Source organism: Paenibacillus sp. J22P90, assembly GCF_059692195.1.
Map to the genome: position 1 here is coordinate 41,731 of NZ_JCAUAY010000015.1, position 21,331 is coordinate 63,061.

Below are 21,331 nucleotides of genomic sequence, written 5' to 3' on the forward strand. Positions count from 1 at the left end.
GGCGGTAGAAGGTACAAATAAAGGCTAGAGTAACATATTGGAAGAGAGGATAATACATATCTTATGAGAAACGAGGGATTCCGTTTGGAAAATCCTAAAACTCTATTGATTAGAACATCTAACAACCCAATTTAAATGAAGGACTATCCTAAATGTGAACTGCACCCCGTCAAGTAGACAATACAAATAATAAAAACGGTTACACGGCCTTGGTCCTGAATTCCACTGGACTAAGGCCGTTTAGTTTTGCCTGCAATCGCTCGTTATTGTAAAAATAAATGTAGGCATCTATGTCCTTATGAAGTTCTTCAAAAGTAGGGTAATTACGACGCAAATAGCGTCTTCACGCTGGCTTGGGTTTCCCGCAGAAAGTCTTGAATGGCAAGATAGATATTCTCCTGTTGGATTGAACTTAGCGTCGCCTTCTTTCGAGTTCGTCTAACTTTTTTAAGAATGCAATCTCTGTGCGTAGACGCTCATATTCAGCCTTCAGCTTCTTCATTGCAAGCTTTTGGCGGTCTGCGTCGGCTAACTCTTCATCTTCTTTTTTTCGTCCTCGACCATCCTGTAGGGCATCTTGTCCACCGTCCTGGTATTTCTTAACCCACTGGTAAATTTGCTGGTAGGAGACATGATGTTGCTCCGCTGACTTCCTGTAGTCCTGGTTATGTGTAAGTCAGTATTGAACAATCTCCAGTCGTTCCTGCCAAGTTGTTGAACGTCTCTTCGTCATAGCCTTTGCTCCCTCATTGTAGGCATTTAAGCTGCTATGACTATTATACTTCCTTACCCAATCGGAAAGCTGCGTCCGGATTGTAATCTTGTACTTGTCTATAATCTGGTATTGAGATAATTCCCCATTCAAGTAATCCTTGCCGCCACATTTAACAAGACAATAAAGGATACCCTACTTAACTCATCAATATATTTGGATCAATGATAAGTTGTTACTAAATCCTCATTTACTTAATGTAGCAATTTCCCGTGCAAAGAAGAAAATTATTATTTTCTGTACATTTCTACAGCACGACTAGTTGGACGCTATATTGATAAAAGCGCAGCGTTAGCGGAAAAAGGTTTTTTGACCATACAATCAAAAATAAAAGATTGAAGTAAACCGTCAAAGATTAGCTTTGTTGTTGCCCCTTTTTAAGGTTGGTACTTCTGTTGACAGTATTAAATTTGCTTAATTGGTTGGAGAGATATTCATCTTCCCTCGGCTCCACTAGGGCACCGATTGCAAGAGGTCGGTGCTCTTTTGTTATGAATAGTGGTAACTTGCTGTTCAAGAAAGAGTTAAACCCATCTGTTAAACTGCGGGCGATGGCTCTTTTTTACTTAATCCTGATTCGGCATGAAAGCGTAGAGCTTCTAGAACGTGGCAAGGTTAGCCCCTCCGTTTAGGCATTGATATATTTCTCCGTTTTTCTATGTCTCGTAAGACAATCACTCCTTGAAGCAAAGCATTTTAAGAGGGATACTAGAAGAGAAAAGTATCTTACATATCCGAAATGAGTGACAAATATTTTTCGGAATGACTAGCTAAACATTTCCCGGAATACGTACTCATAGCAGAATTCCTAATTGGAACACGTGTAAGTAAAAGACGGGTGAAGCACGAACAGCTCCAGCAAGCTTAATCAACTTCGTAATGAACCGCCATTCATTTAATAAACCATGTAGTCAGAGGGGCAAGTTGGACGAATCGCCGTATATGGGATTGTACTTACAGTGGTGTGAGGAGATGGAGACCCGGATGAGTCCCCGGTTGATTCTACCGATCTTCTAATTCTTTAAGTTCTGTTATAATTTCTTTTAAAAGTTCATCGTACCTTTGTTCAAGTATCCTCTTATAGTATACTTCATCTTTCTCATCTTCAACTCTTTCCAATTTAGTTGGTATGCAATGCCCGTATCTGGAAATAGATGATATTTCCGTAAAATAGTTGTCAGGGGACTTATCTTTGATTGTGTTGTTTGAATAATCTGATATGTAAGTCCTATTAAGCGGGCTATTTAATATATGCGAGTTGTTATCTCTTATGCTCTTTGATGATTCACCTAATTTTGTACAAGACCCAAGAGGAATTATATGATGATCTTGTATTTTTAAGGTCTTAATTTTATTGTTAGGGTAGGTTCTTTCCACTTCATTTGCAATATCCCAAGCATTTAATCGTAATTCCATCTCTGGCAGAAAGTCGTGTGGTTGTTTACTAAGTATGTACTGAAGAATACCTGAATCAATTGCTTTGGGAACACTTTTTTCTCTATCTTCATTCTCAAACATTAGTACTTTTTTATCAGAGTATCCTTTTAAATTTAGGACATCTTCTGATCGAAACAATTTAAACTTGTTTTCCCTGCCGCTTATCCAACCAAATAAATATTTAATATCATCTATACACCTTTGATTTTGATCAGTATTATATGCACCACTAAATAAGGATACCCAATACCAGTACTCAATCTTACTAAGTTTATTTCGATCTCTCCAATTACTATTGTCACTTAAAATATAAGCAATAGGGAGAAGCATCAGTTTATAGTTCAAGTTGCTAAAATTAACGATACCACATCTGAATTGTAAAAATGCAAAAGCTCTTTTTAGGGAGATGACCGTCTTAATGGTGTTTTGATTAATTTGTTCACAAGTAAGTGATAAGTGTTTATTTTTCTTTATTAGCTCCACCTTTAGTGCATCAAATTTCCCGAATGCCGAAAAGGAGAATATAGATAACAAATTGAGAAATTGATCTTTAAAAAATCCAGGTAACTTGCTCTTGTTATCATCGGAATCCCCCATATTGCTACATAACCATTTTTGAGGCTTTAATCCCAATACTTGGTCTAGTAATTCGGGAGAGAGTTGATTCATTTCTTTATTTGGAGAATCTATAGGTTCTAATTCAAGAGGTGTATTGATCATGTCAATTATTCTTTGAGTTAGCGGTCTATCGTTTAGTGACTGGTCTCGTGCAGCTTTAGCTACAATTAAATCAAATGTACTTAAGGGGGTCCCTCCCTTGTTAACACTTTCGAATATTGCGTTTGCCCTACCTATTTCATCAGAAGGTAGTTCAATGTCGTATATAGTATTTCTTAGTAATCCCTCTAGGAAAGCACTTATTTCTTTTACCCAATTACTTATTAAACTTGCCCAGGCCGCTTCCAATATCTTTTTACTTTCTTCATCTTCTGCATTTTCTATGGTGGAAATTAAAGGATTAATAGAACCTAAAATATCATCAATTTTTCTTCTTCCATCAGCGACATCTACCTTTAAGTGTTTAACTCGTTCATCTGCAATTTCCTTCAATGCATATTCATGTTGAGGAACAATTCTACGAACAATACTACTATTTGAAAGTAGTGAGCCATAAATTGAGTATAATGGTACTAATCCTTCTTTCGCTGCCTCCCTTGCTATCGTAAAATTTAATTTATTACTCATCGCTGGTTCTTCTTCAAGCCCCTTTGGTATAAATGCAGGATGAAACCACGCTGTTTTGTTGCTCTTTGTTATTTTTTTAATTTCTATTAATCCTAACAGCTGATCTGGTTCAAATGTATTTAACGATCTAAAATTTAAATTCCTAATACCGAATATATCATTATTCGTATCGTTTTCATCTTCATTGTATTGGATTTTTATAAACCATCGGTTTCTTAATCCTCTGTATAAACGTTCATAATTATCTGTCCATTTAACTGCAGATTCAAAAAGGTCATCAAAAACGCTTTTGAGGCAAGATATTCTTTGTTGCCCATCAAGTAAATATAAACAATCATCTTTTTGATTTGTTACATCGAGGTTAAAACACATTTGTTTTGTGGCGAAGCTACCTTTTTTGCCTGCTAAGATTAACAGACTTCCAATTGGTATCATTGTTAAAACTGAAGCGATAAATTTTTTTTGCATTTCAAGGGTCCATTCAAAATCACGTTGAAAGTCCGGCAAAACTAATTTTCCTTCAAGATTATCATTAAAAAGAGTCTTGATTTCTCTACCCATAGAATCCTCCCCAAATTTTACTCTGAGAAAATTATATGCTGAGATGTACAAGTTAATTACCTGATCCCAAATCCCTTTGGAAAGGGAATAGATTCTAAGTGGGAACGGTCTGCACACGGTAACCATAAGCAGATCAAGGTCGTAACGAACCTAAAGATCCCGTATTGCTATATCTCTTACCGCGTTCCTCGATGGTACTAGTGGAAGTATCTTTATTTCGTTAGAAACCTTTGTTACAAGTAATCTCTCCGGTACAGAATATCTTCTGTGGTTGGATAAAGGCAACAAACATACTTCTTGAAATAAGAGGTGATAACATGAATCCAATCCATCTGAAAAGGCTATGTGGAGTCAATATTGGAAGCAGAGGAAGTAATCAGAACGATGGAAATTGATCTCAATGGATATATTCAATTAAGATAAAGAAATAATTCAATTTGCAAATGAAAATAATTGAGGACCATAGAAAATTGCATTTACTCTATTAACTTAAAGTTAAACATAATCCAAAGAAGTATAGATTATTTAATTAATAACAGTTGAAAGCAAGGAGATTATCAAGTCTGTCCTAAAACGGCTCTCTCGGCATACATATGTATTATAAGAGGAGCGTGAATACAATGGACAAAAAGGTGAAACGATACTTTCAATTAAAGCAAAAGCAAAAAGAGATAGAGCAAGAATTGACGGAGTTGCGCAATGAAATTACAACCTATTGTGCAGAAAAGGATGTTACAGAACTGCTTATTGGCAGCTATAAAGTGAAGATTGTATACCAAAACAGAAAGGAATACGACGATAAAAAGCTTTACGATGCCCTGCCCGATCCGGATATCTGGCGCATGCTGTCTAAATCTGACCCCTCTAAAATTACAAGTTTGCTCAAACTTAACGTCATTTCGGATTTTGCGATTAAAGAAACGTTTTCGGTTAAGACCATTACATTGCTTCAAGTAGAAAAAGAATGAGCCAAAAAACAAACTTCCGTTAATGTTTATATTATCGGAAGTTTGTTTTTTTTAGATTTCGGAGGCTATTGTAAAGTAACGGAAACATAAAAAGGAGGATTGAAATGACTTTACAAGAACGGCTTGCGGAGGTACAACAGAACCTTGAAGCTGAAATGAAAGAAGTTTAGGATCTCAGAGAGACAACGACAAGATTGTGGTATTGGAACAACAAGAGACTGAATTAAAAGCTCAGGTTGACGAGGAAAATGCTAGACAATCCGATGTAGCGCAGCAAGAGCGTAGTCAAGCACAAGTTGGAAAGGTTGAGTCTATTACATTAACTTATGACTTCAATGCGGTGTTTGAAGATCAGAGAGCGAATGAAATAATTATCGAACTCATCACTGTTGCGGAGGCCGTACAGATGAGCGGTCTCGATGCACGAATGATTCAGCATATGTGCAAATCAGGCAAATTAATCGCTAAGTACAACAAAGGCACTTGGTATATACTTAAATCCTCTTTAGAACTGTACAGGAGCTGCTAGGGCTCCTTTTTCTATCGTCCGAATACGATAGTTTGCCATCAGTAAATAAAGAGACCTCAATACGGAATATATAAGGAACTAACGAAATAATGTAATTAGTGTGTACAATCCTATTCATTTTGAAGACGGAGGTATCGTTTGAAAGAAACAACACTATAGATAAAGTTAATGTGGAAGAAAAAGAAATAGTTCTAAAAGAAATTAGATGGTTTTAATTAACTGTGTTAATCACCTAAAAAACAAGTTAGCTGAATCTCAGCAAGATTTATTATGAATTAACTTATTAGTAAAATTAGGGGTGAGCATATGTACCTAGATATCGAGCAATTAAATGAACTTGGGTTCGAATTCGTAACTATTGCGGTTAATGGAAATAATGGTACTTCAAGTTTTGTTTTCAAATATGGAATTAACTCATCAAGTGATTTAAGGGCCTCATTCCATGTAATACCTTCAAGTGAAGATACAATTTTCTTGGATATAGAGATATCAACAAATGCCAAAGAATCTACAAAAGAAGGCACTTTTGCTCTTATCATGACAGACTTTAGCCATGATGATTTTCCAGAGAACCAAAAAGAAGTAGTAACTTCAAGTAATTTCAAAAATAAACTTAAAATCGTCGTAAATCATATTATTGACCGATCAACGGATCTACTTTACGAAGAAAGCCATAAGAAATATCAATTTATTTTGACTAATTCAGCAGAAAATTATTTGAGTTAATTATTCGTCTTCATTATATAAATGTAAGATATCAAAATACTATTTCTAAAGACAAAAATAACTGAAAAGGCTTTGATTTTCTACAGTTCACATTTGTAGAAGTCTAGGCCTTTTTACGTTGAAATGAGAGAGGCCCACAATTATCTTTGACGAAAATAAAGGAGTATGATTGTTGAATCAAGTAGAGTGGTTTCAAAAAGAATTCAGGTAAAGTTTCTTGCTTTTTAGTGAATAGTGTTTTTAAAAGAATTGGTGAGTTAAACACATAAAAGTATACAACCTGCATATATTTTTTTGGAGAAATTAATTTATTCATAAATTCTAAAGTTACACCAATTATGTGCAAACAATCGTCTTAATGTACATGCTCTAGATCTTAGAGTTAACGCTAGTTTAATGACTTTTAAATATTTTGGATTGAGATGTGATCAGAACTAATTCGAAAATTTCATTATAACAAAGGAGAGACTATGTATATCACAAAATCGGATTATCTTCTCTTTAAACAGTGTCAAAAGTCTCTTTGGTTACTTGTGAAGAATCACGAACTAGTGAATCAATTTGATCATCACAAAGAACTAGATAAGGGAAATGAAATTAGTGAGATTGCTAGAGGCCTATTTCCCGGTGGGGTTTTGGTGAGTTTTTCAAAAGAAATGACAAGCCTATTAGAACAAACGAAACATCTGTTATCTCAAGGGATAACAACAATTTATGGAGCTGCTTTTGTTTACGAAAATGCACTTGTTATTTGTGATATATTGCACCGCGACGAGGAAGGATGGAAGATCTATGGGGTAAAGTCGTCGACTTCCCTAAAAGAGCGTTATATCGATGAGATGGCATTTCAGTTATACGTAGTAAGTCATCATATTCCCGTCATTTCTACATATGCTATTTATCTCAATAGCTCGTATATTCGTAATGGTGACCTCTGCATCAATGATTTGTTTATAATTGAGGAAATATCGGGGGAATTACCCCAGAAGGTAGAATCTATTCCATTAGATCTTGCCTCAATCAATGTCCTTGTTCAAAAGAGTGAAGTTAATCAAGATATTGGTAAGTACTGTAATATGTATGGATCTGATGATTTCCAGTGTAACTTTAAAGAGCAATGTTGGTCACATATTCCAAAGTATTCAGTATTTGATATTACCCGGATTGGGAATAAGGCATTTGATTTGTATTACAAAGGTGTTATTAATATAGATCAAGTATCGGATGATATTAAGTTGAGTGAATCACAATTATCTCAAGTAAAGGTTTACAAGGAGAAAATAGCTATTTTTGATAAAGAACAAATTATCAGTTTTGTATCAAGCTTTTCATATCCACTTTATTTTTTAGATTTCGAATCTTACCAACAAATAATTCCACAATATGATGATGTAAAACCATATCAACAAATTCCATTCCAATATTCACTTCATATATTGGAATCGAATAATACAGAACCTATTCATAAAGAATTTTTGGCTAAAGAAGGAACAGATCCGAGGAGAGCAATTGCGGAAAGCATTGTTACTCACATTCCTCAGGGTGTCTGTACGGTCGCGTACAACATGGGCTTTGAAAAAGGAATTCTAAAAACTTTAAGCGGGCAGTTCCCTCATTTAGCGGATCATTTAATTGATATACATGATAACATGCTTGATTTAATGGTTCCATTCCAAAAGAATTGGTACTATTTGAATGACATGAAGGGGAGTTACTCAATAAAAGCAGTATTACCAGCTCTGTTTCCTGATGATGAAAGCATGAGATATAGCAAACTTAATATTCAAAACGGCTCGAGGGCAATGGAAGTTTATAGGTCACTACATAAACAAGACTCGGAGAAAATCCCATCCATTAGAGAGGACTTGCTTGCTTATTGCAAACTTGATACATATGCTATGGTGAAAATATGGAAAAAATTAAGTAGTCGTATAAGCCATACATCTTAAGACATTGGATGATACCAATTTGAGTCTTATTCTTAGCAGTCGAAGTCGAAAAGCAGCAACAACCATTTAACCAGAAAGAAGCATGAATTATCTTGAATTCAAAATAAATAATACACATTAGGAGGCATAATATGAAAAATGAAGAGATACTTGAAAATATTATTAACCAATATTATTTAAACCTACAAAAAAACAGAGAAATTTCATATCTTAAAGAAGGAACTTATAGCTTTAATGCATCAGACCTAGGGAAATGCCAACGAGAAATGTATTATACAATAAAAAATACTCAAAAGGATATTCCGAAAGAAAGTAGTGCAATTATTAACCGCATGTCTGATACTGAAAAAATAATCCATAAAAGTCGGCAAAAGTTACTGAAAAAATTAGAGGGAATTGAACTGATAAACGACGACGATGATCAATATTATTACATCAAAGTTAAGGAGTTTGATGGTGTACCTTCGATTGAATATGAGGATAAAAAATCTTTTTCTTATGAAGGGTTCAATTTTGATATTAGAGGAAAAGTTGATGCTATTGTGCAGTTCTTCGATCGTGATGGAGTGAGCCTGGGAGAAGTGGTTTGGGATTTAAAGAGCAAATTTAAACAAGAAAAATTAACAGGATCTGAATTGAAAAGTGAAATAGAAAAAGCGCTTCCACAAATGGTGGGATATAGTCTAGTGTTCGGTTTAGATGATATTATACTAACTTTTGAATCAATGGAGAAGGAGGGGAAAAATCCTAAAGGAGATATGAGGCATGTTCCCTTTAGGGTTGAGAGCAAAGAAAAAGATATTGTCTTAAACAAACTTGCAACTCTAATTCGGAACGTTGAAGAAAATATCATTCCAAGACAAGAATGGCAGGAAAATTATTGTAAATATGCATGTTCTTTTTTCAAAACTTGTAAAAGTGACAATGAAAAAAAAATGCGTGAGAGCTCCGAATTTGAAACTGAAAATTTACCAGAAGAACTCGAAGCATATAGACTTAATGATTATCAGGTACATTACAATAAAGAATTAAACCTTTACTACATCAATGATTATGAAACAGAGCGAGTTGCCTTTCACATTAGCGATAATAATACACTATCTTTTGAACAACTTGAAAGTATTTTTTTTGATTATGGTGTAGACGTGTTGTATATCATTGACAACAATAATAGAACAAAAGATAAATTGAATTCTGAACTATGCAAGAAAAAATATGTATCAAATAATAAAGAAGTATATAGTGATAAATCCGTGTTTGGATATAGAACCGAAGAGTTCAAAAGAAAGGTAACAGCTAAAATTAAACGAAAAAGAGTCGATAATTTAATTAAATATGACTAAATGAGGTCATTTAAAAGATCTAGGAGCAGGATGAATTCCTGCTCTTTATTGCGTTTTGAAACTTCTAAGTTATATGTATCAACTAATTTTCATTGAAAATTGATGTGTGATATAGCAGACATAAAAATAAAGTATGATCATATAATCTTGTAGGACAGGTACTGCTAGTACGAATTAAACAGGCTGATTTGCTTCTAATTCGACCTATCCAATTATACTAAGGGAGTGGAATCCTTTGAGTTCAGCTATAGTTAATAAAAAAGAATTATTCGAAGCATTTAGACACGGTAGAGGTAATTTTGATGTTTCAAAGGGGCTCATATTCTCTACAGTAATTGATCGAGCTGTGGTGAACTGCTGGGTAGAATTATACGAAAAAGGAGAATTTGACCCTGTTTACAAAGTTGTGCTATTTGAAGATATTAAGCCAAATAAAAGATATGTTCCGAACTATATGGAGGGATACATTAGGCCGTTTATTAATCAGATACTAATCCCTCTTAAGTGGGGGGAGGATATAATAAATCAAAATGTTAAATTTTTTTATAGAAGTTATGATAGCTATAATATCAAAAATGATGTGGAGTACAATATAGCAGTAAAAATTGATAATCATCATGTTATCGAATACATGGAAAACTGAAGCCCAGGTTGTGGCCTTCTAATTTAATTGGAGACCAGCTTTTTTCCAAGATTAAAATTTGGCAATTATGAGGAGGAATGTAAATGGATCACGAAGTCATTTATGCTGAAAAGGAACTCGCTAGTAACACAGTATATTTAATTGGTAGGTCAGGTCAAAATAACGTCTGGACAAATGTCTGGAAAGCTAAGTGTGATTTTGACCACTCCTTTAATGTTGGTAATGTTCAAGATATAGTTGGAGTTGTAAATCAAACAGAAATAGCAAAGTATGCTAAAAAACAAAGATTACCCTATATTACTGGGCTAATACTTACCCAAGAAATTTAGAAAGCATTATACCCCGGATTGGATTTAGTAGTTCGAGGAGTGGCTCTTTTTAGTCCATCAAGAGCATGGTTACTCGTCAGAAGCAATTTGAAATAATTTAGAGTCGTCAAGAATTTTATGTAAACTCTCAAAATGGATCTATCAAACTTTGATGCGCGGCTGTAAGTGGAGCTCTACGGGCATATTGATCGGCTATTCCCGTAATTCGGGTCATTGCTAAGGCAAATCAGCCTATTATGCACCCCCTCCATGTAAAGCCGCTTTTAGCATACCTGGACGTGTTCTTGATAGAATACTGTAAACTGTAGAAGATACACAGCGGTCACAACCAGATTATGTGCCGTAACGAACCTAAAAAACCGAATTACTTTATCCTCCCACCTACATGGCAAGATGGTACTGGTGGAATGGGCTAATAAAATAGAAATGATTCTTGAGAAACATGTTTATGTGTAATATCTAATTTTACAAAAGGGAGTGGGCACGGTGAAACTAAATCATGTTATTGAACTCAAAACGCATTTTATTTTTGAATTTTATGTTGGAGATCAAGTAACTGATCTTTTTTTAAAAGAAGAAAATAGGGCATGGAGTGCAATTGTCTCCAAAAAGGGCCATCAAATTGAAAATATAACTACCACTGCCACCAAAAGCTTTAGCTATTTATTCCGTTTTGTTGAAAAAGATGAGGTTTTATGGGGATATCGTGTGTGGGAAGCCAGCGAAAAAGCCATAAATGTGGCAGTATCCAAAGGTAATTTGATGAACGCCGACACTCGTTTCAAGGGCTTAACTCTTCAGGAGTTTCAATTAAAGAATAAAAATCTCTTTAAAGCCCAAAACAGTAGCAGACACTTTGATTTTCTTAAACGTAACCTGGACGATTTATTTGGGGTGGATTTTTACGAAACCTTAATAAATCGTCTTGATCCCCGTAAGACGAGCAATGTTGATTACTTTAAAGAAAGAATATTAAATTTAACGAATGTTGCTGAAAAGAGAATGGAAATACAAAAAATTCTGGATAATCATGTGAAAGTTATGTCAATTTTTGTTACGGTTTCTTATTATCAAAAAGGCAAGTTTTCAGTAGAATGCTCGTCCGATATAGCAAAAGCAGTGTTGATAAAGCATGCGCGTGATGTGAAAAGTCGAAATATTAACCTGGACCCAAATTGTATCTACATCTCTATACCGGAGGGGTTACTGGTAACGAATATTTCCAATGAAATAAAAGAGATCGAAGGGATGTATCTTACTCTGTCAGAGGTATTTCAAAGGGAAGGGTTCAACAGAATTTTGTACATTACTTGTGTAATCCGTGAGGATGAGGGATATAAGGAACTTCTGATCCCTGTGCCATTTACTATAGATGGAAAGATAACGGAGCAATTTGAACAATTTAAAAATGATAGGGGAGAACAACCTGGTCTGTATTATGCGGACGACATTGTTAATTATGCAGTAAATGTGATTGATTTAATTAGGCCAACTAGTCCATTGCCGTTCACAGAGTAGGATAATGGATCACAGAAGCGTTTTCATTAATATTATCATCAAAATCTAAAATTCCCACTATAGGACGCAATATAAATTATAAATGGAGGTTCTCTTATGTCGGAATACCTAGTTGGCATAAAATGTCCACGAAACAATTGTAACTGTGGAAAGCAGATCGTTCTTCATACGGAGAAATATGAAAATCTTCACCCACTGGAAAGACTGAAAAAATATATAAGGGATTCTTATCTTCTGACGAGCTCGGCATATTGTGGAATATATTCTATGACGGACACCCTTGGAAAGGATCCATCGGAGATTTCCCTGCAACTTAGAGATTATCATGACATTATGTCGGAAATAGATATTATCGAAAATATATGCGAACAGGACGAAGTTTACTTACAATTTCCGGTAGCCTTTTATGAAACATGCGTAAACCAAATAGAAAAGATTTTAACGCACATTAGTCCTGAAGAAATTGAAAATCGCCTGCTAAGTAACATGAAGGAATATTTTGAAACACCATTCATTGATCGGTGGGACATGAGCATAGTCGAGGAAGTAGTAGAACAAACTATCGAGGAAATTAAAAATTGTAAGGACGAAGAAGTCTAGGAGCAACAGGAACGATCATAGTATTCTTTGCAAGGTGATACCCCAGCGATAAAGATCAAGGGTATCACCTTGCAAGGTTTAGGTGAGTTTATTAATAATTCTGTGAAAGTTCTCAACTACGATCATAAAATATACGAAACAGCGTTTCAGATGTTCACTACAATCGGTTATATTCCAAACCCAACTTATTTAGATTTATAAAAGAATAAACAGATTGATTATTTGGGGACGGAATGGGGACGAAGGCAGTCATTTTCTATCGAACGGCAAACAAACAAAACCATACTCGATTCGAGAAAACCCTTATAAATCAAGACTTTGGGGTACAGTGGCAGATATAAACCAAATAGCCTATGTTTCCGCATACAGTACATGTGTAATTTAATTAATTGGAAAAAATAAAGAACGACCTCGAAATCTCCGAAGTCGTTCTTTATTTTTTCTGGAGAATATCTTTTGTTATCTTATGTATAAGTTTAATCTCATCAATTGTTCGATCCTCAAGAAATTGTTTATGAACTTCTAAAGCTTCCATTTTATCGATATCATCCGATGTAATATCAATCTCGTTAAATTTGAAGAAAGCCCCGAGATCTGTATCAAGTGCAGCAACTATCTTCTCCAATGAATCAAGAGAGATGTTTCGGGCGCCCCTTTCGACATCCCCAATATACGAATTCTTTAATTGTGCCAATTCTCCGAGTTTCTCTTGAGAAAGTCCTCTTTGTTTTCGTATCATTCTAATTTGTTTACCGACCAAGCTCCGTAAGTTCCCCAAACTAACCACCTCATTAATAGAGTAGGTTTTAATTCATATAGCAAACAGACCTACTTGAGTGTATAATATTCATAATTACACTTATAAGTTAAATGTGTTAACAATACACCTTTTATGGTGTACACAAATGAAGTAAATTAAACATTATCTAATAAGTACCCGGAGGCGATCCCATGCACCCCATCCAAACCCAACTCCAAAACATCATCCAAGAAGAAGCCACGCTCACGCAAAGAATCTCTCTCTGCAAAGATTGCATCGACATCCTACTTGAATATATCTCCCGTCACGCCGATTCTATTCACATCCTCACTGCCGAGGATATCGTCACGACAATCCACACGATGGCACAGGATCTAGACACGGAGCTGCTCCACGTCAGGTTCGAAAAGGGGATCCTCGAGCACAAGCTCAACGAGTTGCAGCTGCAAGCCGATCTACTCAGCGCCACTTTGCATTCCAATTAATTTCCTCAAATCATGATGTGGGGGAAAGGTAGCACGGAGCGGGTACGGAGAGTTGCTTCATTAAATACGAAATGAATAGTTTAGTTCGAAGAACACCTGATGCCCAAATCAGGTGCTTTTTACTTTTTAGCCCCAATTTACACAATCTCAACCCCTGTTAACAATCCTCTCACAATCTTCTAAACAACCGATAACACATTTCAAATATCGAACACAATGCCCTTAATTTGCTCACAATGTTTAACACTTTGAAAACAGACAATTGCACTTTCCTGTCGTACCATGGCAATAGACAGCAGAACTTAGCAAATTATCGAAGGTGAATAGGATGCGCTCATGGCCGAAATTATTGATAAAGATAGGACTTATCATCGCAATTGTAGCCGGTGCTTTTTATTATTGGCTGCGGCCGTTGTTGGTCAGAATTGAAAGCACGACGTTGGCTGACGGCATACATGTGAAGTTTAGGACACAAGGAATGAATGTCGAAGAATACACGAATGAAGCCTGGCAGCCCTATTTTGCCAAGGGGATTAATATGGGGGCGACGATCCCTGGACATTTTCCTGGTGAACTGGCCGTTTCGGAGGACGAATATGAGAGATGGTTCGGCATGATTCAGGACATGGGAGCGAATGTGATCCGGGTGTATACGATCATGATGCCCGAGTTTTACGAGGCGCTCAACAAATACAATATGAAGCATCAGGAAAATCCGCTTTTCTTCCTTCAGGGCATATGGAGTCCCGAGGAACAGCTGATTGAAGGGCAAGATGCCTATGATCCCAAGATTAAGGAGAAATTCGAGCAAGAGATTAAAGACGCGGTTGCGGCGGTTTATGGCCAGACGACGCTCACACCCGAGCCTCACTCGGGTAAAGCAGGAGGTACCTACAAATATAATGCAGGTCCGTATCTGATGGGCTGGATCGTCGGGACGGAATGGGATCCGAAGATGGTGAAGGGGACCAATGATTTGCACAAGGATACCCCAGACTATGTGGGGAAATATTTCCGCAATAAGCCGGGGGCGAACGCTTTTGAAAAGTGGCTGGCCCTGATGGTCGACACAGCGGCGCAAACAGAAATTCAGTATGGCTGGCAGCATCCGATGGCTTTTGCCAATTGGGTGACGACGGATCCGATTGCGCATCCAGGCGAGCCGTTGGTTGAAGAGGACATGGTTAGTGTCGATCCAACGCATATTGAGGCAGTGAATTGGGAGGCGGGCTACTTTGCCTCGTATCATGTGTACCCGTATTATCCGGATTTCTTTGCCTTTGATAAGTCATTCCAGGAAATGACCAACAGCAGAGGAGAACCAGATAGTTACCTCACCTACCTGAATAAGTTAAAAGCAGCACATCCCAATCTGCCGGTCATGGTTACGGAATATGGTGTGCCGGCATCCGTAGGCGTAGCCCATTTGGGCACACTCGGCCGCGATCAAGGCGGTCATAGCGAGAAGCAGCAGGGAGAGATTGATGCAGATTTACTGCAGCAGATTCATGGGTCTGGCTATGCTGGGGCGATTTTATTCACGTGGCAGGACGAATGGTTCAAAAAGACGTGGAACACGCAACGCTACGACGAAGCGGATCGCCGGGCGTATTGGTATAACACGCTGACGAACGAGTCCTTTTTCGGGGTACTCGGGATGTTCCCGAGTAAAGACAATAAACTCTTCATCGATGGGGATGCCTCGGATTGGAACAAGCTGAAGGATAAGACGAAGCTTGATGTGCAAGCTCCTGGCTTTGAGGAGATTTGGGCCACGCATGACGAAGGCTACCTGTATTTACAGGCCAAGCTATCTGAGCCGTTCGACCCGTCAAAGGAAAGCATCTATTTCGGGGCGGATACGCTGCCCGGCGGTAATCGCCACGGAGCGGAGCTTCACGGCATGACACTTGATGAAGGATTGGAAACATTAATCGAGCTGTCGGACGAAAATAAAGGACGCATGATGATCGCTGACAATTACGATATCCATGCCCGATTGTACGAACGTTCCGGACTGCCGGACATCGATCCGAAGGAAAAGCAGGATGACTCGGGGATTTTCAAGCCATGGAAGCTAGCGGTCAATTATCTGCTGGAATATCCCGACTCCCGGGTGAACCACCCTTTCGGGGATGTGGAGGTTGGCATTTTAGAAAGAGGCTACAGCGATCCAGCGCGTCCCGACTACAATTCGAAGGCGATGTGGCAGGTTCAGGGGCAGGTGCTCGAAATGCGCATCCCGTGGATGCTGCTGGGATTCAGCGATCCAAGCTCTCTCAGCGTCATCAACTACACCCAGCCGAGCAAGAACAAATTTGAAATGACGCATGTGAAAGGAGTTCGTTTTGTTCCGTGGATTGTGAAGCAAGACCAAGTCGTCGGCCGGGACAACACCGCTGCAGTGCAGCCAATTCCAGTCTCAACAATGCCGCTATACACATGGCCGGGCTGGGAGGATAAGGTGCAATACGTGGAACGACCGAAGCAAAGCTACTACATCATGAAAGATGCGTTGCATAAGATCAAAGGACCCGTTCCCCCTACCAATCCATCGGGTAGCTAAAAAGAGGAGAGTGCAAGTGTGTACACCAATCTGAATGCAGCCATACAAGCGTTATATATTATTTTGGCTTTTAATCTGGTTTGTGTGGTCATCATTTATGCCATCAAGGTGAGAAGTATAAGAAGGAGAAAATTGAACGACCGATTCCAAACGAAGTTTAAGGATTACCTAACTTATGTGCAAGCTAATCTGGATGGGATGGAGCCTTTAAGGGTCCCTCCCTGGAAGATGAACCCGGTAGAAAGGGAGGCCATGCAGGAGAAGCTGAATGATATGATGGAAATCTTCTCAGGCGAACAGCGGCACAAGCTGGCCCAGCTTTGCGTAGATCTGGGGCTCGTGCAGCACCATATGGAACGTTTTATCAGCCGATCTTATCGGGTGAATCTGGACGCCGCGTATCATTTAGGATGCATGCGGGTGAAGGCGGCGGTGCCAGCATTACTGGGTATGTTAAAGGAGCATCCGCTCGATTCGTCTCTGTTTGTGGTGGCCCGAGCTGTCGCCAAGTGTGCCCGCAGCCAGCAGGATCTCGAAGCTATGGTTCAGATTCTACTTCAGCACAACAAGAAATGCTACGAGCTGATTGTGGATATGATCGCCGATTCGGAAGTGGATGCAGGTTCCTTGTACACGAGCTATGTGAGTCGTCAGGATCCAGCTTACGTTCGGATTGGGCTGATTGGGCTCAATGTCTACACCGATCCGGCAGCTGCTTCTGCGGTTTATCGTCTCATGGACTCCAAGCACGAAGACATTCAAATCAAAGCGGTGGATTTGTACCTGAAAAGCTCCCGTCTGCTGCCTAGAAACGTTGTTAGCAAGCTGCTGAGTCATCCCAATCTGGGCATTCGTCGATTGACGATAGAGGCTTTGGCCGACATCAAAAATACGGCTTACATCGAGCTGATGAAATCCAGTCTGAGCGACGCCGATCAGCGAATCGTGTATGCATCGGCCAAAGGGTTGCTCCGTTTGGGAGAAGAAGGTATGGTGGCGCTTTGTGAGAGTGCAGCAGCGGTTCAAGGTAAGGAACGCGGGCAGTTCATGCAGCAGCTGATTGATGATGAGATCAAGCATCTGTCTATGCAGCTGCACAATTGGGATAAGCTCATGCAGTATAACCTACTCATGTACACCTATGACAAAGTATTTCACAGGTCAAAACGTATATATCGTGTTGTATAGGAGGGTTGCGTAAACATGTGGGTTTTTGGATATCAAGTGGTTTTGGATTCATTTCTTAATGGGCTAAGAGAGTTTTTGCTCTATTACAGCTACGTCGCGCTCTTTTACGTTATTCTCGTCACACTGCTCTATTATTTCATCTTCGGATTTTCGATTCGGCATATTTTCTCGATTAAGCGGGGAATCCAGTACAATCGGATCAATAAGCTATCCAGTTCCAGTCAGCTCCCGCCAGTTTCCCTGTTGGTACCGGCCTATAACGAGGAGTTAACCATTATTGAAAATGTAAGGTCGCTGCTGGCGCTCAATTATGCGGAATATGAGGTGATCGTCGTCAATGACGGTTCACAGGATGGGACCTTGAAGTGCATGCTGGAAGAATTCAAGCTGGAGCTCATTCATCCGGTGCTCTCCAGCAGCATTAAGACGGGAAAGATCAGAGGCGTATACCATAATCCCGAGTATCCCAATCTTTTTTTCATAGATAAAGTAAATGGAGGGAAGGCCGATTCGCTAAACGCAGGCATCAACCTTTCCCACTATGCGTTGATCTCCACGATTGATGCGGACTCTTTGCTTGAAAAGGATGCCTTAACGCGGATTGCCCGGGTCTACATGGAGAACCCCGAGGAGACGATTGCGGTTGGGGGCAATGTTCGAATCGTGAACAGCTGCACGGTGGAAGATGGCATTGTGAAGGATGTTCAATTTCCTCGCAAGCTGCTGCCGGCACTGCAACACGTTGAATATACGAAAGCCTTCCTCGGCGGCAGGATCGGGTGGAGCGCCGTCAATGGTCTCATTATTATTTCGGGAGCCTTTGGTGTGTTTCAAAAGGAGATGGTCATCGCCGTCGGCGGTTACCGTGGAGGTTACCCTGGTGAAGACATGAACATTGTTATTAAGCTTCACCGTCACTGCTTGGACAATAAAATTCCGTACCGGGTAGCGTTTTGCCCAGACGCCGTTTGCTGGACGCAAGCCCCTGATTCGTACCGGATCTTGAGCAGTCAGCGCAAGCGCTGGGGGCGGGGAAATCTAAAAAATATGATTGAAGAAGGTATTCACATGGTGCTGCGCCCGAAATACAAAATATTCGGGTTACTGACACTTCCCTATAACATTGTGTTTGAAACACTGAATCCGTATTTCCGCCTCAGCGGCCTATTGGCTATATTGGGCTACTGGATGCTGAATATGACAGATTGGTACACCGTCGTTATCTTTTCGTTAGTCAATTTATTTTCCTGCTTTGCCTTAAGCCTGGGGGCCTTGTTTATTGAAGAAACGGCCTTCAGCCGATATCCCAAGCTGCGTGACCTGAACAAAATGCTCTTGTATTCGCTCTTGATGTTTGCAGGTTATCGGCAAATCGGTGTTTGGTGGAGGTTAAACGGGCATGTCCAATTCCTGCGAAATAACAACTCGTGGGGAACGATGGTCCGCACCAATTTTAATAAATAGATAAGAGGAGTGGAGAAGATGGCGGTACTAGTTCATGATCCGATCCAAGAAGCAATGTTGCAATTAGCAGAAAAAGTTCAGGCTTCCTATGAAAAGGGTGCCCCATGCGGGATGATCCTTGCGCCTTGCGCATCGGTAGGCCAGAAGGTACTGGAACAAATGCAGTCCTATGTAAGCGGCTATGAGCCCGAGGCAGCCCTTCATTGCTTCTACTTAGATCCAAGCGGCCTACTCGGAATCGTTCTGTCTGGGCAAAAGCTTATCAACACCCACTACGCATCGCTCGTGCTCAAAGAGTTCCTGGACCAGCAAGATTTGCTCGAAGGTCAGACGGTCGTCGCCAGCTTTCCAGAGAGTGGGGAACTGACGGAACAATCGATGTCACAGATGCTACAGACGACGCTGCATGGAAAAGGGGAGAGTAGAGATATTCACCTGTTCATGAATCATGGGGTTCAGCAGGGAATTACATCGATTCTCATCGCCGATCCGGACGAGGTGAGCAGAGAGTTCGTCAAGCTGCGGCTTGAGATCAACGGCTACAAAGTAGAAGAGGCCAAGGACGGCAGTGAAGCGCTCGAGAAATTTGAGAAAACCATGCCCAACTTGGTGATCACTGAGCTGAACCTGCCGATTCTTGACGGGTACCAGTTAATCGACAAAATCAAGAGGAATTATGCCGACGAGGGACAAGTCATCGTTCTTACGGATAAGCAGCTGCCGAAAAGTATGGACCGTGCCTTTGAATTAGGCGCCTCCGATTATGTGACGAAGCCCTTCTCCATTTCGGAGCTGGAGTGGAGAATCAAAAAACTCAGTTCCCGTCTGAGCTAATAAACGAGAAAACTTGAGAGGGTGGAATCATAATGAATGCATTTAACCAATTAAAATATAAATTTCAAACAAAAACGGCCGAAATCGGGGTCATCGGTCTCGGCTATGTAGGGCTGCCTCTATGCATGGAGATGGCGAAGGGCGGGTTTATGGTATACGGCATTGATCTCGATTTCCGGAAGGTAGAGTCACTTCAAAGCGGCCAATCGTATATTCAAGACGTTCCGAGCGAAGAAGTGAAGAAAGCGGTCGAGTCCGGCAGATTTATTCCAACCGACGACTACTATACGGTTCAAAAGCTGGATGCCATCTCCATCTGTGTACCGACACCGCTCAGTGAAAACCAAGATCCAGATACCTCTTATATTCAGAGTGTAGTCCGGGAAATCAAGAAAAATCTTAAGCGCGGAGCTTTGATCATCCTGGAGAGCACTACCTATCCGGGAACGACAGAGGAGCTCATTCAGTTTGAGCTGGAAGCGCAAGGACTCAAGGTGGGCAAGGATTTCTTCCTCTGCTTCTCGCCGGAGCGGGTTGATCCAGGTAATCCTAAATTTAATACCTTTAATACGCCAAAGGTGATCGGCGGTACGACGGAAGCGTGCATTGACCTCGGTGTCACTTTATACAGCCATGTCGTAAAGGACGTCGTACCTGTCTCCTCGCCGAAAGTAGCGGAGATGTCCAAGCTGCTGGAGAATACGTTTCGCAGCATTAACATTGCGTTCATTAACGAAATGGCCATGATGTGCGACAAAATGGACATTGACGTCTGGGAGGTCATTAAGGCTGCTTCAACGAAGCCGTTTGGCTTTATGCCGTTCCATCCGGGGCCTGGCATCGGCGGGCACTGCATCCCGCTGGATCCGATGTATTTATCGTGGAAAGCGAAGGAATTCCGCTTCTACAGCAAGTTTATCGAGCTGGCGCAATCCATTAATGATAATATGCCGGAGTATGTCCGGTATAAAGCTTCGCAGATTCTGAATATGTATGCGAAATCCATCCGCAATTCGAAGATTCTTATTCTTGGCATGGCGTATAAGCCGGATGTGGATGATCTCCGTGAATCCCCAGGGCTGGAGCTGTACGAGCTTCTTCGGGAGAGCGGAGCTCATGTGGACTATTATGATCCGCATGCTGTTTCCTTCCTCGATAAAGATGGTGATACGGTACAATCTGTGAACTATGATCTGTCCGCTTTTGCCGAATATGACGGCATGGTGCTAATTACGAATCACCGCTGCTTCAACAACCGTGAACTCGCGGAGCTAGGCGTACCGATTATCGATACGCGCAACGCTTTTGTAGATATTCAAGCTGACAATATTTATAGATTGGGTACGGGTATTCGCAAGCGAGAAGTGAGGCTCGCCGTAGGCGTTTAAACTTGACCTAGAAGAGAGAGGAGAAA

General features: G+C 39.9%; 18 protein-coding genes and 2 pseudogenes. 16 read left to right on the forward strand and 4 right to left on the reverse strand.

From position 1 onward, the window contains the following. Nucleotides 1-199: 199 nt before the first annotated feature. Nucleotides 200-322, reverse strand: a pseudogene (locus AC58UX_RS30710) (IS3 family transposase); the annotation flags it as partial. A 90-nt stretch (nucleotides 323-412) separates the two neighbouring features. Next, nucleotides 413-646 (reverse strand): annotated as a pseudogene (locus AC58UX_RS30715) (helix-turn-helix domain-containing protein); the annotation flags it as partial. A gap of 617 nt (nucleotides 647-1,263) precedes the next feature. On the opposite strand from AC58UX_RS30715, the gene AC58UX_RS30720 reads away from it, so the two are divergent. Next, complete coding sequence (locus AC58UX_RS30720; RefSeq protein ID WP_497259882.1) at nucleotides 1,264-1,404, forward strand: hypothetical protein; 141 nt, start codon at nucleotides 1,264-1,266, stop codon at nucleotides 1,402-1,404. 370 nt (nucleotides 1,405-1,774) lie between these two features. Here the strand turns inward: AC58UX_RS30720 and AC58UX_RS30725 are convergent, their stop codons facing one another. Then, nucleotides 1,775-4,015 carry a DUF262 domain-containing protein gene (locus AC58UX_RS30725; RefSeq protein WP_497259883.1) on the reverse strand — a complete coding sequence of 747 codons (2,241 nt, stop codon included), beginning with the start codon at nucleotides 4,013-4,015 and terminating at the stop codon, nucleotides 1,775-1,777. 620 nt (nucleotides 4,016-4,635) lie between these two features. Here AC58UX_RS30725 and AC58UX_RS30730 point away from each other — a divergent pair. From AC58UX_RS30730 to AC58UX_RS30770, 9 genes are all read left to right on the forward strand, one after another. Further along, nucleotides 4,636-4,983, forward strand: coding sequence for a hypothetical protein (locus AC58UX_RS30730; protein WP_497259884.1), 348 nt, complete (start codon nucleotides 4,636-4,638; stop codon nucleotides 4,981-4,983). A gap of 196 nt (nucleotides 4,984-5,179) precedes the next feature. Then, entirely contained in the window at nucleotides 5,180-5,512 is a 333-nt protein-coding gene (locus tag AC58UX_RS30735) for a helix-turn-helix domain-containing protein (RefSeq protein ID WP_497259885.1), read from the forward strand. 306 nt (nucleotides 5,513-5,818) lie between these two features. Next, the gene (locus tag AC58UX_RS30740) at nucleotides 5,819-6,238 is read left to right on the forward strand and encodes a hypothetical protein (protein ID WP_497259886.1); all 420 of its coding nucleotides are present in this window, start codon (nucleotides 5,819-5,821) and stop codon (nucleotides 6,236-6,238) included. 551 nt (nucleotides 6,239-6,789) lie between these two features. Then, complete coding sequence (locus tag AC58UX_RS30745) at nucleotides 6,790-8,187, forward strand: DUF2779 domain-containing protein (protein WP_497259887.1); 1,398 nt, start codon at nucleotides 6,790-6,792, stop codon at nucleotides 8,185-8,187. A 131-nt stretch (nucleotides 8,188-8,318) separates the two neighbouring features. Further along, a complete protein-coding gene (locus AC58UX_RS30750) occupies nucleotides 8,319-9,530 on the forward strand; it encodes a hypothetical protein (RefSeq protein WP_497259888.1) in 1,212 nt (403 codons plus the stop codon). A 235-nt stretch (nucleotides 9,531-9,765) separates the two neighbouring features. Then, nucleotides 9,766-10,173, forward strand: a complete 408-nt coding sequence (locus AC58UX_RS30755) for a hypothetical protein (protein ID WP_497259889.1) — start codon at nucleotides 9,766-9,768, stop codon at nucleotides 10,171-10,173. A gap of 83 nt (nucleotides 10,174-10,256) precedes the next feature. Continuing rightward, nucleotides 10,257-10,502, forward strand: a complete 246-nt coding sequence (locus AC58UX_RS30760; protein WP_497259890.1) for a hypothetical protein — start codon at nucleotides 10,257-10,259, stop codon at nucleotides 10,500-10,502. 486 nt (nucleotides 10,503-10,988) lie between these two features. Then, nucleotides 10,989-12,020: a hypothetical protein gene (locus AC58UX_RS30765; RefSeq protein WP_497259891.1), complete on the forward strand. Its 1,032-nt coding sequence runs from the start codon at nucleotides 10,989-10,991 to the stop codon at nucleotides 12,018-12,020. 96 nt (nucleotides 12,021-12,116) lie between these two features. Next, entirely contained in the window at nucleotides 12,117-12,620 is a 504-nt protein-coding gene (locus tag AC58UX_RS30770; RefSeq protein WP_497259892.1) for a hypothetical protein, read from the forward strand. Between the two features lie 433 nt (nucleotides 12,621-13,053). Here the strand turns inward: AC58UX_RS30770 and AC58UX_RS30775 are convergent, their stop codons facing one another. Then, nucleotides 13,054-13,380, reverse strand: a complete 327-nt coding sequence (locus tag AC58UX_RS30775; protein ID WP_497259893.1) for a helix-turn-helix domain-containing protein — start codon at nucleotides 13,378-13,380, stop codon at nucleotides 13,054-13,056. Between the two features lie 191 nt (nucleotides 13,381-13,571). On the opposite strand from AC58UX_RS30775, the gene AC58UX_RS30780 reads away from it, so the two are divergent. The 6 genes from AC58UX_RS30780 to AC58UX_RS30805 all read left to right on the forward strand — a co-directional run bounded on the left by AC58UX_RS30780 (nucleotide 13,572) and on the right by AC58UX_RS30805 (nucleotide 21,305). Then, a complete protein-coding gene (locus AC58UX_RS30780; protein WP_497259894.1) occupies nucleotides 13,572-13,865 on the forward strand; it encodes a hypothetical protein in 294 nt (97 codons plus the stop codon). A 328-nt stretch (nucleotides 13,866-14,193) separates the two neighbouring features. Then, nucleotides 14,194-16,431, forward strand: coding sequence for a hypothetical protein (locus AC58UX_RS30785; RefSeq protein WP_497259895.1), 2,238 nt, complete (start codon nucleotides 14,194-14,196; stop codon nucleotides 16,429-16,431). A gap of 18 nt (nucleotides 16,432-16,449) precedes the next feature. Continuing rightward, complete coding sequence (locus AC58UX_RS30790; RefSeq protein WP_497259896.1) at nucleotides 16,450-17,619, forward strand: HEAT repeat domain-containing protein; 1,170 nt, start codon at nucleotides 16,450-16,452, stop codon at nucleotides 17,617-17,619. Between the two features lie 15 nt (nucleotides 17,620-17,634). Then, on the forward strand, nucleotides 17,635-19,083 hold the full coding sequence (locus AC58UX_RS30795) for a glycosyltransferase family 2 protein (RefSeq protein ID WP_497259897.1): 1,449 nt from the start codon (nucleotides 17,635-17,637) through the stop codon (nucleotides 19,081-19,083). 18 nt (nucleotides 19,084-19,101) lie between these two features. Next, nucleotides 19,102-19,917: a response regulator transcription factor gene (locus AC58UX_RS30800; protein ID WP_497259898.1), complete on the forward strand. Its 816-nt coding sequence runs from the start codon at nucleotides 19,102-19,104 to the stop codon at nucleotides 19,915-19,917. Nucleotides 19,918-19,949: 32 nt separating this feature from the next. After that, nucleotides 19,950-21,305 (forward strand): nucleotide sugar dehydrogenase, encoded by a 1,356-nt coding sequence (locus AC58UX_RS30805; RefSeq protein WP_497259899.1) that lies wholly within the window; start codon nucleotides 19,950-19,952, stop codon nucleotides 21,303-21,305. Nucleotides 21,306-21,331: the final 26 nt, after the last annotated feature.